This window comes from Vogesella lacus, assembly GCF_979366295.1.
Window position 1 is genome coordinate 1 of sequence record NZ_CEETQT010000011.1, and the last position, 16,124, is coordinate 16,124.

13 protein-coding genes and 3 pseudogenes are annotated in these 16,124 nt (G+C 45.5%); 4 read left to right on the forward strand and 12 right to left on the reverse strand.

Going from position 1 to position 16,124, the window contains the following annotated elements:
* Positions 1–123: 123 nt before the first annotated feature.
* Positions 124–378: pseudogene (locus ACZ9W6_RS14400) on the reverse strand (transposase); the annotation flags it as partial.
* 401 nt (positions 379–779) lie between these two features.
* On the opposite strand from ACZ9W6_RS14400, the gene ACZ9W6_RS14405 reads away from it, so the two are divergent.
* From ACZ9W6_RS14405 to ACZ9W6_RS14420, 4 genes and pseudogenes are all read left to right on the forward strand, one after another.
* Positions 780–1,271, forward strand: coding sequence for a transposase (locus ACZ9W6_RS14405; protein WP_465192018.1), 492 nt, complete (start codon positions 780–782; stop codon positions 1,269–1,271).
* On the forward strand, positions 1,268–1,606 hold the full coding sequence (tnpB, locus tag ACZ9W6_RS14410) for an IS66 family insertion sequence element accessory protein TnpB (RefSeq protein WP_465191863.1): 339 nt from the start codon (positions 1,268–1,270) through the stop codon (positions 1,604–1,606). The genes ACZ9W6_RS14405 and tnpB overlap by 4 nt, the downstream gene beginning before the upstream one ends.
* A 225-nt stretch (positions 1,607–1,831) precedes the next feature.
* A pseudogene (gene tnpC / locus ACZ9W6_RS14415) lies at positions 1,832–2,971 on the forward strand (IS66 family transposase); the annotation flags it as partial.
* A 195-nt stretch (positions 2,972–3,166) separates the two neighbouring features.
* Positions 3,167–4,336, forward strand: a complete 1,170-nt coding sequence (locus ACZ9W6_RS14420; protein ID WP_465191864.1) for a nucleotide sugar dehydrogenase — start codon at positions 3,167–3,169, stop codon at positions 4,334–4,336.
* Positions 4,337–4,537: 201 nt separating this feature from the next.
* On the opposite strand, the gene ACZ9W6_RS14425 is transcribed toward ACZ9W6_RS14420, so the two are convergent.
* The 11 genes and pseudogenes from ACZ9W6_RS14425 to ACZ9W6_RS14475 form a co-directional block, all read right to left on the reverse strand.
* Entirely contained in the window at positions 4,538–5,884 is a 1,347-nt protein-coding gene (locus ACZ9W6_RS14425; protein ID WP_465191865.1) for a glycosyltransferase, read from the reverse strand.
* Between the two features lie 187 nt (positions 5,885–6,071).
* Positions 6,072–6,371 carry a hypothetical protein gene (locus ACZ9W6_RS14430; protein WP_465191866.1) on the reverse strand — a complete coding sequence of 100 codons (300 nt, stop codon included), beginning with the start codon at positions 6,369–6,371 and terminating at the stop codon, positions 6,072–6,074.
* A gap of 3 nt (positions 6,372–6,374) precedes the next feature.
* The gene (locus ACZ9W6_RS14435; RefSeq protein ID WP_465191867.1) at positions 6,375–7,151 is read right to left on the reverse strand and encodes an IS3 family transposase; all 777 of its coding nucleotides are present in this window, start codon (positions 7,149–7,151) and stop codon (positions 6,375–6,377) included.
* A 41-nt stretch (positions 7,152–7,192) separates the two neighbouring features.
* Positions 7,193–7,315 carry a hypothetical protein gene (locus ACZ9W6_RS14440; RefSeq protein WP_276607770.1) on the reverse strand — a complete coding sequence of 41 codons (123 nt, stop codon included), beginning with the start codon at positions 7,313–7,315 and terminating at the stop codon, positions 7,193–7,195.
* Positions 7,316–7,336: 21 nt separating this feature from the next.
* Positions 7,337–7,507, reverse strand: coding sequence for a DUF1153 domain-containing protein (locus tag ACZ9W6_RS14445; RefSeq protein WP_465191868.1), 171 nt, complete (start codon positions 7,505–7,507; stop codon positions 7,337–7,339).
* 57 nt (positions 7,508–7,564) lie between these two features.
* A pseudogene (locus tag ACZ9W6_RS14450) lies at positions 7,565–7,933 on the reverse strand (IS3 family transposase); the annotation flags it as partial.
* Positions 7,934–8,095: 162 nt separating this feature from the next.
* Positions 8,096–9,022 (reverse strand): glycosyltransferase family protein, encoded by a 927-nt coding sequence (locus ACZ9W6_RS14455; RefSeq protein ID WP_465191869.1) that lies wholly within the window; start codon positions 9,020–9,022, stop codon positions 8,096–8,098.
* The gene (locus tag ACZ9W6_RS14460) at positions 9,022–9,804 is read right to left on the reverse strand and encodes a hypothetical protein (protein WP_465191870.1); all 783 of its coding nucleotides are present in this window, start codon (positions 9,802–9,804) and stop codon (positions 9,022–9,024) included. The genes ACZ9W6_RS14455 and ACZ9W6_RS14460 overlap by 1 nt, the downstream gene beginning before the upstream one ends.
* A 3-nt stretch (positions 9,805–9,807) precedes the next feature.
* The gene (locus tag ACZ9W6_RS14465) at positions 9,808–12,138 is read right to left on the reverse strand and encodes a glycosyltransferase (protein WP_465191871.1); all 2,331 of its coding nucleotides are present in this window, start codon (positions 12,136–12,138) and stop codon (positions 9,808–9,810) included.
* 24 nt (positions 12,139–12,162) lie between these two features.
* Positions 12,163–13,509: a glycosyltransferase family protein gene (locus tag ACZ9W6_RS14470; protein WP_465191872.1), complete on the reverse strand. Its 1,347-nt coding sequence runs from the start codon at positions 13,507–13,509 to the stop codon at positions 12,163–12,165.
* 25 nt (positions 13,510–13,534) lie between these two features.
* Complete coding sequence (locus tag ACZ9W6_RS14475; RefSeq protein ID WP_465191873.1) at positions 13,535–16,108, reverse strand: coiled-coil domain-containing protein; 2,574 nt, start codon at positions 16,106–16,108, stop codon at positions 13,535–13,537.
* Positions 16,109–16,124: the final 16 nt, after the last annotated feature.

Here is a 16,124-nt window from a genome sequence, read left to right on the forward strand (position 1 = left end):
AGGAGCGCGCGGATTCCATCAAGGCCGGAAGTACTGCTTCCAATCGTAGGCCGAATACATTGACGCAAAACGTTCTTCTGTCATGTACAAAAACTGTTTGCAGAATCGGGGCAGACCATACATTTTTAGGATGGCCTTTTCCGTTTCCAGCCGCTGGATGCGGGCTTCAAGTTCCTGGATACGTTGCTGCTCCGGGGTAAGCGCTTTGCTGCTTGGTGTGATGCCTTGTTTTTCTTGCTGCAACTGCCGTACCCAGCGTCGCATGGCGGTTTCACTGACGCCGAGTGCCTGACAGGCTTGCTTGACAGTGTAATTTTGCTGAACGACGAGGCTAGCGGCTTCGTGCTTGAATTCTGGACTGATGCTGCGACGAGTCATGAACACCTCTACTTGAAGGCGGTAACGTTACCACCTATGTTGGCGTCCGGATTTATTAGACCACTACAGGCTTGGCCGGCGCTGTCAACAACGGCCGAAATCTTCCCCATTATTCCTTAAATCGATATTTCAAATCTGACCCACCCAGATATGATAGGGTTGTCGATTTGAACCGCCTCGGGTTTCGCGGAGGCCCCCTCACTTGAGAGAATGGAGCCATGAGCAAATCCACCAAGTTTTCTCCGGAAGTCCGCGAGCGCGCCGTACGCATGGTCTTTGACGCCAAGGATCAGTACGAATCCCAGTGTGCCTCAATCGTTTCGATCTCTCCAAGATCGGCTGCACTGAACAGTCTTAATATTCTTGGGAGCATCGTGTCCACTTATCCCCTTGGTGGACACATGGATACTTTACTCCTTCCCGAGGCGGGACGTCGTCGCCGTCGTTACACCGCAGCATTCAAGGCCGAGATCGTTGCGGCGTGTCTGCAGCCTCGCGTTTCAACCACGGCCGTCGCGCTGGCCAATCAGATCAGCCCCAATCTGGTGCGTCGCTGGATCCGCCTCCAACAGCGGTCCGCGACCGCGTCTGTCGAACCGGACGCCGCCCGTATCGACAGCGCGCCGGCTCAGTCAGCGCATCAAATCGCATTGGTCCCGCTACTCGTATCTGATCCTGTTGCATTCCCCGGCCAAGCTGACGAATCCGGCAAGACGTACCCGGTTACGCAGCGGCCCCAACACCCGCTACAGGCTGCGCCGCCGCTGCCCACCCCGCCGCCCGCCGAGCCCATTCGCCTCGAGTTACGGCGTAGCGATACCTGGCTACATGTCACCTGGCCGGCTTCGCAGGCAGAGGCCTGTGCCCGATGGCTGCGGGAGTGCTTGCCATGATCCGGCCCAGGCAGGTGTTTCTTGCCGTCGAACCGCTGGACATGCGCTGGGGTGCCGAGCGGCTGTCACAGCATGTGCAGCAGTGGCTCGGGCGCTCACCGTGTGATGGCACTGCCTACGCTTTTACCAATCAGGATCGTACTCGCCTGAAGCTGCTGGTCTGGGACGGCACCGGCGTCTGGCTCTGTCAGCGCCGTCTGCACACTGGACGCTTTCGCTGGCCAGCTCCTGGCGACGCCATCCATCGGATCAGCCAGGAAGAATGGCAATGGTTGGTGGCCGGTGTCGACTGGCAACGACTGCATGCCCGACCACCGGCGCACTGGAAGGTGTGATGCACTCGAAACCCTTGGTAGACAAGGCTTTCAACCTTAGGTCAATGGTATAATGCGGCAATGGATTTGCTCGCTGAACTGGCTCGCCTGAATACCGACCCGACGCTCGTCGCCGGGGTACAGGACATGGTGCGACAGCTCCGGCAGCAGATTCAATCGCTCGAACTCAAGAACCAGAAACTGGTGCTCGAGCTTGCCCATCTCAAGCGCCTCCGCTTCGGTACCAAGAGCGGCGAGGACATCAGCGAACAGCTGGATATCGAACCGGCGCGCTTCTTCGTTATTCGTCACCTCCGTCCGCAATACGCCTGCCGCTCGTGCGAGACTGTGCACGCCGCACCGGTGGCACCCGCGGTCATCGATGGCGGCCTGGCGGCGCCGGGTCTGCTTGCCTGGGTGGCGATCAGCAAGTATCTGGATCATTTGCCGTTATACCGGATCGAACAGATTGCGGCACGGCAGCAGGTGCCGCTGGCGCGCAGCACGCTGAGCGAATGGATCGGCCGGCTCGGCGTGGCGCTACAGCCACTGGCGAACCGGCTGGCCGACGAGCTGCGCGAGCGGCATAGCCTGCATGCCGATGAAATCCCGGTGCAACAGCTCGATCCGGGCAAAGGCAAGACCAAACGGGCGTATCTGTGGGCGTACCGCAGTAACGACCTGGATGGTGGTCCACCGATGGTGGTGTTCGATTACCAAATCAGCCGCAGTGGCAAACACGCTCGCGACTTCCTGGCGCAGTGGCGTGGCCATTTGATGGTCGACGACTACGACGGTTATAAAGAACTCTTCAAGCAAGGCGTGCTGGAGCAAGGTTGCTGGGCGCATGCGCGGCGTCACTTCTTCGAACTGCAGGCGGCAGGCAACCATCCGGTAGCTGCAGAGGCGCTGCAGCGCATCGGTCAGCTGTACGCCATCGAGGCAGCGGGCAAGGATCTGGGTATCGCACAGCGACAAGTCTTGCGCGCCGAGCGCAGCCTGCCGGAGCTGCAGGTCCTGCATGACTGGCTGGTCGGACTACGCCCGACCGTGGCCAACGGCAGCGGACTGGCAAAGGCCATCGACTATGTGCTGCGCCGTTGGTCGGCCTTTGCCGGCTATGCCGAGACCGGCCATCTGCCGATCGACAACAACGTGGTCGAGAACGCCATCCGCCCGATCGCCGTCGGAAAGAAGAACTGGCTGTTTGCCGGCAGCGAACGTGCCGGGCGGCGGGCAGCCGTGCTTCAAAGCCTGCTGGCTACCGCCAGGCTCAATGGACTGGAACCGGCGGCCTGGCTCAAAGACACCCTCGAAAAACTGCCGGCTTGGCCGAGTAGCCGCATCGATGAGCTGCTGCCGCTCAAGCCCATGAACAGAGGCTGACTCATTTGGGCAGGTGGGTGGGCTGGGCGCTTACAGATTTACAATCTGAATGGGGTTCTGAATAGACGCACAGGATGGGTGGGTGCATTTAAGTATTTAAGTAGTAGGGTCTAATTTCAGGATCCTGGCTACAGCAACTCGTGAGCGTTACATCTCGCATTGGGTATTTTTTTATTAATCACTAAGGATTATTTCATGAAGATTGTAGTTGCCGGCTCCGGTTATGTGGGGATTTCCAACGCAGTCCTGTTCGCGCAACACCACCAAGTTATGGCGCTGGACATTGATCCGGTCAAGGTCCAAATGATCAACGACAGACTTTCACCTATCGTGGACGCAGAGATCCAAGACTATCTGACCCACAAGCCGCTCAACTTGAAAGCGACGCTGGATAAATATGCAGCTTATCAGGGGGCTGATTTTGTGGTGATTGCCACCCCGACGGATTACGACCCGCAGACTAACCATTTCAATACCCGCTCGATCGAGTCTGTGGTTCGTGATGTGATGGCGATCAATCCCGAGGCGGTGATGGTGATTAAGTCGACGGTGCCGGTGGGCTTTACCGAGCGCCTCAAGCGCGAACTGGGTTGTGAAAACCTGCTTTTCTCGCCAGAATTTTTGCGAGAAGGAAAGGCCTTGCACGATAACCTGTTCCCTTCGCGTATCGTAGTGGGTGAACGCAGCGAGCGGGCGGCGCGTTTTGCCGCGTTGCTGAAGGCCGGTGCGCTCCGGCAGGATGTACCGGTATTGCTGACGGACAGTAGCGAGGCAGAGGCTATCAAGCTGTTCGCCAACACGTATCTGGCCATGCGAGTTGCCTATTTTAACGAGTTGGACAGTTACGCGGCCGTGCATGGACTGGATAGCCGGCAGATCATAGAAGGGGTAGGGCTAGATCCGCGCATTGGGCAGCATTACAACAACCCGTCCTTTGGCTACGGTGGTTACTGCTTGCCCAAGGATACCAAGCAGCTATTGGCCAACTATCAGGATGTTCCGCAAAGCCTGATTGGGGCGATTGTAGAGGCCAATCGCACACGTAAGGATTTTGTGGCAGAGGATATCCTGCGGCGTAAGCCAAATGTGGTTGGTGTTCACCGCCTGATCATGAAGGCTGGCAGCGACAATTTCCGGGCAAGCAGCATTCAGGGGATAATGAAACGCCTCAAGGCTAAAGGTGTCGAGGTCATCGTCTACGAGCCGGTCCTGCAAGAAGACCGTTTCTTCGGCTCCCTTGTCGTGCGTGATCTAGCCGCTTTCAAGCTGCAGGCTGATGTGATAGTAGCCAATCGCCGCGTCGCTGAGTTGGCTGATGTGGAAAGCAAGGTATACACCCGTGACTTGTTTGGCAATGATGCCTGAGCGATGGCCATGCGGTGTTGAACACATAGCCTTTATATTTCAGATTACCTGCTCCTGAGTGAAGTCCACGTTCTGGCAAGGGGAGGTGTATGCTTTGCAGAACGACGGAGCAGGCCGAGATTTACACTAAAAAAACAAAGCCTCCACGTGGTTGGAGGCTTTGTCAGCAATCTGGAAAGCCCTTTCCGAGCATCCAGTTTATCATCTTCGTCGTTTCGCTTTGCCGTGATGTGTACGTGCCGTAAGTGGATTTGGTGATATCGCACTTTGCGTGCTCTGTTCTTTTTTCGCTGAGGCTTGCTCGGTGGCATTGCCTGCGGCCAGATTTTTTACCCATTCAATATGCGCCGGTAGACACTTATTCAACAGGTCGTACTCTTTACAGATTTTATCGCGTGCAGCTTGGCGCATTCCAGTATAGGCCGCAGGGTTTGCCAACACGCTAACAACAGAACTTACCAGCGCGGCCTGATCAAAGTAATCTACCAGAATACCGTGTTTACCATCTTCAATTACTTCTTCAACAGGCGGCGTCTTCGATGCAATAATTGGGCATCCAATACCCATTGCCTCAAGTAGCGACCAGGACAGAACAAAAGGATAAGTCAGATAAACATGCGCCGCCGAAATCTGCAGAATGGCGTTCAACACAGGACGTGATACTTTGCCGACGAAATGAATGCGAGAAAAATCCAGCTTATCCTGTAGCTCCATCGTCATCAGGCCACGCCAAGTATGACCTGGCGGTGGCTGCATGCCATAGTGGGTTTTATCGTCCCCTACAATAATCACACGCGCGTTCGGCCGCTGCGCCATGATTTCAGGCAGCGCTCGCATGAAAGTATGAAAGCCACGGACCAGCTCAAGACCACGTGAAACAAAGGTGATCACCTCATCGCCGGCCTTGAAGCTGACCCCGGCATCTGGCAGCGAAATACTAGCATTAGGATTCGGGCGCAGATTATAGGTTTCGATACCCTCATGAATAACCGAAATCTTGTGTTGGAACTCGGCCGGCTGAACCTGCTTCTGGAATCGGGTCGGGCAAATCACAGCATCTGCTGCATAAAGTGCCTGTAGCAGATGGACGTTTTTCTGACTCAATTCAGCGGCAATCAAGCCCTGATCACTAAAGACAAACTCGGGGTCAAAGTTTGTATCGTAACCGGAGGCATGGTAGAAAAATTCTGCAAAAACACCCAGCGGGGTATCCGGTAACTCATCCTTGATGAAATAAGCCTCGCCCCAACCCGAGTGCGCGATAACGGCATCAGGAATCCAGCCACTTTCTTTCAATTTCCTGATTTCGCGAGTAACAGACTTGCCTGACAACACCATCATGTTCATTCTGTAGAGGTTAGGCGGCAGAGCTGACAGGGCTGCAAGCTCATCTGACTGCACCCGATGGTGGATCAACTGCACACTGCCAGTTTTAGGGCTATCAGGCCACATGGTTAAGGCACGGACATCGTGTCCCAAGCTAGATAATGCAGTGGCTAAATGGGAGAATTGGCCCGGGAAGCTTTGATGGATAAATAAAATATTCATGAGGTTGGTTTCTAAATAAATATTTAAAATATTAAATTATAAATCTTTGATTTGCTTTCTTAAATTGTCACCATAATCTTGAATGGTTAGTTTGTAATGATGAATGTTATTATTTTTTGCAACCGGATAGAGGTGCACCAAAGTTAAAAGTATTTTCAGTCGGCGTCGCGTATGTAATTTTTATAAATTATTCAGACAGAAGACCGGATAGAAATAGGGTTTCAATTATTTTATTTAAGTGTAAAATAGCATTTTTTGTTTTTGGCATTCCATCATTCCAGCATCGTAATGCATATTGAAGTCGATATATATCTCTTAGCTCAGGAAGTTCTGATATTAGTTCGATTGCTTTTTTCCCATATTTTTTCACGCCAAAAATAGTTAGACTTGACAAACCTAATTCTACAGACTGATTAATATCATCACTCGATGGCTGATCAATTTTCCCCGGCCAATTTTTTATGTAATGACCCAGCCCTTTCTGCACAGGTCAGGCTGCTAATTGATACGCCATTGCAGGCGTTTTCATCCCCAAAGCCTGATGCGGGCGCCGGTGGTTGTAGAACCCGATCCAGTCTGCAATCACCCGGCTGGCGTGCGCCAGGCTTTCAAAGCGGTGCCGATGCGCGCACTGCTCTTTCAATGTACGAATCACCCGCTCCACCATGCCGTTCTGCTCCGGTGTGTACGGCGTGATGAATTCCTGCTGCAAACCGTAGCTTTTCACCAGCGCGGTGTAGCTGCGGCTGGTGAACACCAAGCCGTTGTCGCTGCGCAGCAGGAAGCGTTGAGGCACTCGACCCAGGCAGCCAAAGCGGTTGATCAGCGCGTGCTCCAGCGCCGACTCGGCCGTCTTGGACTTGCCACTGCGTGACAGATGCCAGCCCAGCAGTTCACGGGTGCAGCAGTCGATCACCAACGCCAAATGGCACCAACCATCCTTACCGGCCCAGATGCGGCACAGGTCGGTGGCCCAGCGTTGGTTCGGCTCTGCCGCTACCGATGGCAGGGCTTGCACGCGAGGGCGGAAGCCCACCGGCCGCTTCTTCACCTGCCAGCCTTTGAGCTGGAAGATGCGCTGCACGGTGTTTTTGTTCATGCCCAGTAGGCCTGCTACGGTGCGGTAGCCAAATGAAGGGTTCTCCTCAATCATCTCTTTAATGGGCTCGAGCAGCTGCGGCTGCAGCTTGGGCGCAGCCTTTTGCGGACGGTAGTACAGCGTGCGACGCGGCACGTCGAACCAGCGGCACAGCTTGCTGATAGGCACCTGGATGCCGTCGTCTGCCAGTCCCTGCCGGACGAGGTGGACTACTTGTCGTCCTCGCCCAGCAGAGACTGCAGCTTTTTTCGGGCGCGCAGCTCCAGCATGGCTTCACCGTAGGCTTCCTGCAGTTCTTTGAGCTGTTTTTCGTATTGCTCGCGGATGTCCATCGGCTTGGCACGCAGGGCATTCTACATGCCGCGCTTGGCCTTATCGACCCAGGTTTCGATCTCGGAGGGGGCCTGGTCGAAGGTGCGAGAGGCTTCCGCCACCGTGCTCTTGCCTTGAATGATCTCCATCACCAGCGCGGCTTCGCGCTTGGCGGTCCAGCGTTTGATATCGTCTTCCATGGTCATATTCATCACGTGCTCCTGTGTGAATTATGACCTGTGCAGGTTTTTAGTGGGTCATTACACCCACGCCTGCGTCTGCTTGGCCAGTTTCAGTTCGAGACTGGACTGCTGGCCGGCAATGTACGCTTGCAGCCAAGCTTTGACTTGTTCCGGATACAAGCCCTTGCTGCGGCAGTATTCGTTCAGCTCGATCTCGGACAGCGTCGCGGTTTGTACCACAAGAGCGATCTTGTCTTCGGCAGGCCAGTCATCGGGTAACTTCTTGTCTCCTGGCACAGCGGCCCCTTCTGCTTTAGCTTGCTCTTGCTTGTGCTAATCGTACAGAGTCTGTTCCGTGATTCCCTCCTGCCGGGCTAGTTCTGCCACTGACAGGTTGCGTAGCGGCAATATCTTCTTCAGCAACGCGGCCTTGCGCTCGGATGAGTAACGAGCCATTCCTTTCTTCTTTCTCACCCCCGGATCATCACTCACTCGAACAGAAGACACGACAACTATCCTGACACCGGGGGGATTCATCACATGCTCCAGAGTGGATTATGACTTGAGATTTTTTGCGGATTGTTACAGCATACGGAAGTTAAATTTAAAATTTACGCATTATATCTTAACCTCTCTGAGGCATGGTGCATATGTGGATAATTCAATTGCCCGATGTTTGTATAAATGTTTACTTCTGACGATATGAATAAGATTTTTGAGTAATTCATTTCTAGCATCTGGGGTTTTTAAGTAGAAATCAATTAAGTCAAGCAATGACTTAGCATCGCTGTAAACTGGTAATAACCCATGGAAAATTTCGTGGGAAACGCTTGATGAATTCGTAATAACTAAACATCCAGAGGATATTGCATCAAAAACTCGGCTATTGGCAGCACCCCATTTTTTTGTAACATGATTAGCATCATCAATAGCAATAGTACTGTTATAATATAAAGTATTTACCAACTCGTAGTTAGCCAATCCTTTAAATACTTGTTTTACTTCAGGTTGAAATTCCCAGTTCTTTCCATATACGGCACCGTTAAACTTTTGTCCAAGTTCTGGTAAGTGTTTTATGATTTCTCGATGCGCCCCCCAATTACTCCCAGTGAAGACAAAGTCCCATTCAGGATTTTTTAGGTGGTTTTTATTATTAAATCGATCTGAGTTTGTAGCAATGCGCAAAAGATGAACAACTTTTCCGATCTTTAAACTCATATACCGGCATGCTAAAGTTGAAGATGCAAAGTGTAAGTCAAAATCCTTTATATATGGTAACGACGACCATGCTTCAAACCAATTTCTAGCCCAAGCAATTTTTACTAGTGAAGTTTTGCAATTGGTAAATTTTTTTATATTAAAATCATGCAGCATAACGAACACGATGTCAATATTTGAAAGATCAAGCTGTTCTGCTTTTGCAGATAAAAAATTGATATTGCAGTAGTATCTTTTTTTGAGTGATATGGAAAACTCCAAGGCAGTGAAATAGTCACCTGCAGAGGAGTCTAACGTTGTGTCACTAACTACGAATGCAAAATTCATTATTTATTATCGAGTATTAGTTGTTGAATATAATCTCCCAGCGCGGTTTCTCCCTCATGTGATAAGTGATGTTTGTCTATTGTTCCATCAATATTATTAGCCCATCCATAACTATCTAAAAAGGGGGATGTATCAATATAGTTTAGATTTAGACTGGCACATGATGTACATAATAAATCATGAATTTCATCTCTATTTTTATCAGGGTATTTGGAAGATCTTAGATGACCAATTAAAAATATACGACAGCTATGAAGTTTTTCTTTTAATAGTTTTAGCTGAGAAATAAAATCATCTGCACATGTATTGTTCCGAACTACATTAAGGGTTGGCATATATTTGCTGTAGAAACCATCCGGGTATATCGTAGAGTACGGAACATTTATCTCTAAATTTGGATTTGTATGTAAATATATATTATTAATTGAGTGAGTAGTTAGGTTGGAAATTCCTATTACAAATACATCAATATCGTTAATTTTAATAGCAGGTGTATATGGAACACCATCTGAAATACTCAACTCAAGGTTTTTGTCGAACTCATTAAGGGGAGTGGTTTTAACGGGCTCTTTCCTGAATATGTATTTCCAGTAATCTTGAGGAATGGAGCTGGGGTCATTAAGGAAATTAATAATCTGACTTATCTCATGGATTGTATGAAAATATCCAATTTTAGGGAATTTTATACTAATATCTTTATTTGTTCTTGTTATTATCTCTCCATTGAAAAACTTAGCGAATGGTCTATGGATGCGGCTAGTACCAAAAATTGTGATGTTCATAATTTATACCGTATTAATAACTGTGCGAAGCATGGACTTGCATGCATTGGTTAGAGTTTCAGTATTGTCTTTATTGTGCTTTAAAATGTCATTTGCGTGTGCCTCAATGATTTGTTCTAATAATTCAGAAGGATATTTTTTTAATTTTTCTTTGAAATCTGATAGGAAATGTAGTTTAATCTCTAGGATTCTATCAAAATTCGGTTTGAAAGTTTCTACGACATGGTTTGGCCTGTTGTGAACTAGATATTTCTCAATTGAGACGATGTCGAAGTTTTCGAAGAACCGACACATAAATTCAATATCTTGATGACGAGTATAAGATTCATTAAATCCGGCTAATCTTCCAAACACACTTCTTTTATATGTCACAGTATTGGTGTGAATGTAATGCTGGGAATAATTCAGTTTAAATATTAAATCTTGCAAATTTCCATTTTTGAATCTAGTTTTATCTTTTTTGCCATTCCAATTCCCGATATAACCACAGTAACATGCGCCAACATTGTCAGTGCTGCGTTCAAGTATTTCCTCAACGGAAATAAGTCTATCTGGAAAAAAAACATCATCATCATCTAGGAAGGTTATATACCGTCCTTTGGATGCAAGTAAACCTGTATTTCTTGCAGAAGATCCATTTCTATTTTTACTATGCTTAATAATTTTAACATCTTTTGGGCTAATTTTTATCTGGTTCGTAGCAATTGCTTCGTTGATTTTCTGCCAAATTCCATCGTATGAACTAGAATGATGCGGGTTGTCGCAAACAATAATTACCTCATGATCAACATCTTCTTGATTTATCGCTGATAAAATAGATGGCCAAGTCGAGCTAATATCTCTATATGTTGGGATAATTATGGAGTGATCTTTTTGTGGGCACCATTCACGTTTTTCTAGAAAGAATAATTCCACATTGGTAATATGATTGTTGGTGTTTGTATAATTAATATTGGATATGCCATTTGTTATTGAAGATAAAATATAATCCTCAGTTATTATAGTTTTCGATGTGTGTATTAATATTGCATCATGGTTGGAAATCTCACTATGGTTAAGATAATTATTTATATTATTACTGTACTTTTCAAAATTTAGGTCCATATGAATTTGACTAGTATTTATATGATGACCAGGAATTATAGGGCGCAGGCCATCTACTGATGGGTAAAAAATTGATAATGATATATTGGAACCGAGATGTGATCTTAAATTTCTAATATTGGTTAATGATTCGGTGTTATTTGTTATTACGGAGACTCTAAATTCCTCATTAAAATCTTTATATCTTATGAAATCCCAATTCATCAGTTTGCTATGACTCTCTTGCGCACGTTTACTTTCTCGGATATCACTTTCTCCTACATCTGGGATGAAAATTGATTCAACTGCAGAATAACATTCTGAGGGAAAGTCTCTAAAAATACTGCCGAGAGCAACGTTGTCATAGGGACCAGCGGCTTCCTCTATCGCTTCTAAAACTAAATCAAAGACAGAAAAGTCGTATACAACAGCAAAACTACCACAGGTATATCCTGGTTCTGGGTGATAAAGAAATGGATATTCATCGCATATCCTAGATTTAAATTTATCAGAATCCCTCGGTAGATATTCTGAGCTTCCGAGCATAAAAATTTTAAAATTTGGCGGAGCTCTAAAGTTATCTGCGATTTCTTTTAGATTATTAGTGACGAAAACATCATCATCAAAAACTAAAACTCGTTTTAACTCATTCTTCTTACTATCAGTAAAAATCTTTCTCTGAGATATTAAGTATGAAAAAACAGCTGGACCTAACTGTTTTTTATATCTTTGTAATACTTCATCTGGTATATGTCTAGCAGATCGGCACTCCCTTAGGTTCTTTGTCTGGAAATTGCTATGGTTTTGCTTTGCTTCTGCAGATGATATTGCATCGTCAGCTTCAATTACATTTACTTGGATTCCATACTTATTAAATTCCCGTAGCTGACGAATTAATCGGTCTGGTCTTCTTTTTAAATTAACAACGTAAATGGAATCAATGCATAAAGATTCTATAATTTTTCTAATGTGTACTTTTTTATCAATTATAATCTTATCCAGTGCTCCAGTGATTTCATTTTTTTGATCGGTAGTGTAATGTATTGACTCATTCAGAAAAGCTAATTGTTCATTATTAAATTTATGCGCTGAGTTTTTTCTTACGAGATTTTCTAGTGAATAACATATTATTTTTCTAATCTGCGGATAGTTGTTCCAAGCAAGCTTATAATAACGTATCGACTCATCGATATTATTGTTTCTGAAGTAGTAGTTTGCTGTGGCTAAGAATTTATTTTCTGCCTTGATCATTTTAAAGTACTCTCTTTGTATTATTCAATCTACTGTTTTAAAATTGTCTGAATGAGAAGACACAAGAAACTTAGAGTGGGATTTTTTTATCTCATCACCATTTTTACAGTCGTATACTAACACAGTGCTTGCATTAATATTATTTTCAGACTTTGAACATAAGTATTCGTTAACATTGGTAGGAGTAATTCCTGATGATGTCAAAATCTCGGATATCTTAATGTCTTCGTATGAGTATATAAAATTAGACAAATCTTCACTAATTTTATTTTTTTGACTGAATAGAATTGGTAGTATCTCTCTGTTTAAAAAATAGCCATAGCCCCCTTTCGCATAATCCACGGGTGCCCTATCAACTATATAAGCTTTTTCAAATGAAAGATTTTTGCATTTTCCAAAATGCCATCTTGGATTAATTTTTTCACCTTTTTTATGAATGGCCCCACTGGCATAGAGCGTGTCTGCAATCTGTGGTATTATTTTCTCTGAGAAATTTGATATATTTAAACAGCAGTCATCGTCTATTTTAAATATGTGAGTGAAATCTTGAAATCTTATATAAATGTACTCAAATGCCATTATTAATTTTAGTATTAAATATTCATAGTCATCAGAGACGGGAAGTGTAATTGTGTTGCCTTCAAGACCCACATCATCAGCATGTTCATCACCAATGACAAAAAAATAGCGAAATCCTTTATTCTCGGCAGTTTTTAGCCATGACTCCCGTTGTGCATTTGCCTTTTCTGAATACTTATTGCATGTAGCTATAAGTATTATTGTGTTTTTAACTATTTCTCTTGTTTTTATTGTTTCAAAATGCAATGTATTTGTTTTTACTGTGAAATTATGTATAAAGTTACCATCATTATAGTGGGGAAGGGAAATGTTTGTTTTTTGTAGCCTTAGCCTTCTGGTTTGTGATTCAATTCGTTCTCTTATTAAATCTTTTGAAGCTAATGTTGAGCAGGTTAGTCTTATTGATTGCTCATAGCAGTGATTAATTTTTTCTTTATTACCAATAATTATGTGCGCATTGGCTATGCTGTTATAAACACCTGAGCAGAATAGTGTTTTTAATATTTCCGAGCCTGCCCCCCAATCTTTTGCGAACTGTATTAGTATTTTTGCTCTCTCTATATTACCGACTTGGATATTAGCGTAGGCACAGATTAAGATTATTTTAACCTTGTCAGGATGATTTGCTATTTCTTCGTCATTTATGCTAACGAGGTCATCCCAATTGCCTATTTGCCACTGCCTTCTGCAGTATGTTAGTAAGTGTAAATCTTTTGTCTCCATCTCTTTTTTAAGAGACAGATTTTTCACTCGGTTAAGTAAAACAGCTATTAATTTTTTTAACCAGTTCATTTTCAATAACTCTAATATTTAATTTTCATATTGCCGGTGTCTGCACGATTAATTCTTTAATAAGCTCAATCTGTATTTCAACTTTGCTCAATTCTGCTCTTACAAGAGAGTTTTCTTTGTCAAGATCAAAGTTTCGATTTTCAGTTAGAATTAATAATTCTTTTAATGCTTGGTTGCTATTTTCAAGTTCGGATATTTTTATAGTATCTCTCTGAAGTTCTGAAATTTTATCTGAATTCTCTTTCTTGAGTGAGGCTATTGTTTCACTTAATTTTTTTATTGACTCTTTCAGGTTGTAATTCTCTTCAAGTAAATCATTCAGCTGTATCTCAAGTGATTTTAATTTTTCAATATGTTCAAGCTCTGCTAGTTGAAGAGTTTCTAATAGTTTATTCTGAATTTCAAAACGATCGACTATTTCTTTCTTTTCTGCTTCAATTGCAATGATTGTTGATGATAATTCGGATATCTTAATTTCATTACAAGTTTCTTGTGATTTGTTGCCTGATAGCATTAACTCCTGTTCATGCAGTTTATGGTTTGCATTGGAAAGTAGTAGCTGTATATTTTTAATTACAATATTTGAATTTTCTTCATTTTCATTTGCGCTAATAAATAGTAGGTCTTTTTCATTTTGTAATTTTTCTATATGTTCTTTGAGTGTCGTGAGCCTATTTTTATTTTCTGCATTTAAATTTAAAGCACTTGTAAGTGATTGTTCTTTGTCTTTTAGCAGGCTGTTAAGATCTGTGTTTTCTTTGTGAAATTGCTGTAACAGAGTTTTAAGCTCTTGGTTTAATTGAACTAAATTTTCTTTTTCGGTTTGTGCCTGCTCCAACTGCTGCATAAGTTCTTCAGAAAAGGTTTGCTGTTGGTTGTGAGCTTGGTTGGCATTCTCCAAGTGCTGTAAATGTTCTTCGGTAAGTCTTGCTAGGTCCGATTTTTCAGCTTGTGTCTGTTCCAGTTGCTGCCTGAGATTAGCGGCCAACGTTTGTTGATCGTTGCGGGCTTGATTGGCTAGTTCTATCTGCTGTAGGCGTTCTTCGGCAAGTAGGGTCAGGTTTTCTTTTTCAGCTTGTGTCTGTTCCAGTTGCTGCTTAAGATTGGTGGCCAACGTTTGCTGATCGTTGCGGGCTTGATTGGCATCCTCTAGTTGCTGCAGGCGTTCTTCGGCAACTCGGGTAAGGTCCGCTTGTTCGGTTTGTGTCTTTTCCAGTTGCTGCTTGAGGTTGGCGGCCAACGTTTGCAGTTCGTTGTTGGTTCGATTGGCTTGCTCTAGCTGCTGAAGGCGTTCTTCGGTAAGTCGGGTCAGGTTTTCTTTTACAGCTTGTGTCTGTTCCAGTTGCTGCTTGAGATTAGCGGTCAACGTTTGCTGTTCGTTGCTGGCTTGATTGGCTAGTTCTATCTGCTGTAGGCGTTCTTCGGCAAGTAGGGTCAGGTTTTCTTTTTCAGCTTGTGTCTGTTCCAGTTGCTGCTTAAGATTGGCGGCCAACGTTTGCTGATCGTTGCGGGCTTGATTGGCATCCTCTAGTTGCTGCAGGCGTTCTTCGGCAACTCGGGTAAGGTCCGCTTGTTCGGTTTGTGTCTTTTCCAGTTGCTGCTTGAGGTTGGCGGCCAACGTTTGCAGTTCGTTGTTGGTTCGATTGGCTTGCTCTAGCTGCTGAAGGCGTTCTTCGGCAAGTCGGGTCAGGTTTTCTTTTACAGCTTGTGTCTGTTCCAGTTGCTGCTTGAGATTAGCGGTCAACGTTTGCTGTTCGTTGCTGGCTTGATTGGCTTGCTCTAGCTGCTGGCCGAGACGGCTGATCTGTTGTTGTTGCGCGCTTAGTTGCGCTGTCTGCGTCAAGAATTGTTGCTGCTTTTCGGCTTCCTGTTTGTTCCAGTCATTCCTAAGGTGTTCAAGCTTTGCTTCTGCGATTTTGTGCAGTTGCTGTTTGCTACGGCAAAAGACTGCATGGCCTGTTTGTGGGTGGTTTCCAGTGTGAAAGCCCGCAAAGGCGAAGCCATGTTTTTGCAGTGTGGCTGCCTGGGTTTGCCAGCTTTCCGGTGAAAGGGGGGAGCTTGTCGCTGTTTCAAAGCTGCGGCAGATAACAACGTCGCAATCGGAAAGTGTTGATGCGGCACCAGCCAGAATGTCATTCGCGGCATTGCAGTCGATAATCAACCAGCTATCTGGTATGTCGATACGATGTTGTCTGACGATGGTATCGATGGTTATGGCTTGTCTGGTTTCTGATTTTTTCTGACTCAGGTTTGGCCAGATATCCCGCAAAATATCAGTTGCGATCAGGCCGCTTTCCTGATCATTACTGGCAAAGAAATAGCTAGCTTCCCCATCATTGGCAGCAACCGTTACGACCATCTTTTTCCATGCCGGGTGTTGTGCTTGCAGGGAGTCCACCCAGTGCATTTTTTCTTCTTCAGCATCAATCAGTAATGCATTGGGTGGTACCCATTGTTGCCAGCTGTGCAGCTCGCCATGTCCGTTACCTGCACCTATATGTATCACTGCTGCTGGCGGGTAAAGCCTGCCCAAAAGCTGTAGTGTATGTGACAGTGGGCTACCTGCCTGGCTGGTCATGAAATTGTTCGGATTGGACATGGCTTGCTGATTCCCG

What these genes read in the sequence shown, in the direction of transcription:
- ACZ9W6_RS14405 (WP_465192018.1), top strand. Translation starts at nt 780, where the DNA reads ATGGATACTTTACTCCTTCCCGAGGCGGGACGTCGTCGCCGTCGTTAC.
- tnpB (WP_465191863.1), top strand. Translation starts at nt 1,268, where the DNA reads ATGATCCGGCCCAGGCAGGTGTTTCTTGCCGTCGAACCGCTGGACATG.
- ACZ9W6_RS14420 (WP_465191864.1), top strand. Translation starts at nt 3,167, where the DNA reads ATGAAGATTGTAGTTGCCGGCTCCGGTTATGTGGGGATTTCCAACGCA.
- ACZ9W6_RS14425 (WP_465191865.1), bottom strand. Translation starts at nt 5,884, where the DNA reads ATGAATATTTTATTTATCCATCAAAGCTTCCCGGGCCAATTCTCCCAT.
- ACZ9W6_RS14440 (WP_276607770.1), bottom strand. Translation starts at nt 7,315, where the DNA reads ATGGACATCCGCGAGCAATACGAAAAACAGCTCAAAGAACTGCAGGAA.
- ACZ9W6_RS14445 (WP_465191868.1), bottom strand. Translation starts at nt 7,507, where the DNA reads ATGAATATGACCATGGAAGACGATATCAAACGCTGGACCGCCAAGCGC.
- ACZ9W6_RS14455 (WP_465191869.1), bottom strand. Translation starts at nt 9,022, where the DNA reads ATGAATTTTGCATTCGTAGTTAGTGACACAACGTTAGACTCCTCTGCA.
- ACZ9W6_RS14460 (WP_465191870.1), bottom strand. Translation starts at nt 9,804, where the DNA reads ATGAACATCACAATTTTTGGTACTAGCCGCATCCATAGACCATTCGCT.
- ACZ9W6_RS14465 (WP_465191871.1), bottom strand. Translation starts at nt 12,138, where the DNA reads ATGATCAAGGCAGAAAATAAATTCTTAGCCACAGCAAACTACTACTTC.
- ACZ9W6_RS14470 (WP_465191872.1), bottom strand. Translation starts at nt 13,509, where the DNA reads ATGAACTGGTTAAAAAAATTAATAGCTGTTTTACTTAACCGAGTGAAA.
- ACZ9W6_RS14475 (WP_465191873.1), bottom strand. Translation starts at nt 16,108, where the DNA reads ATGTCCAATCCGAACAATTTCATGACCAGCCAGGCAGGTAGCCCACTG.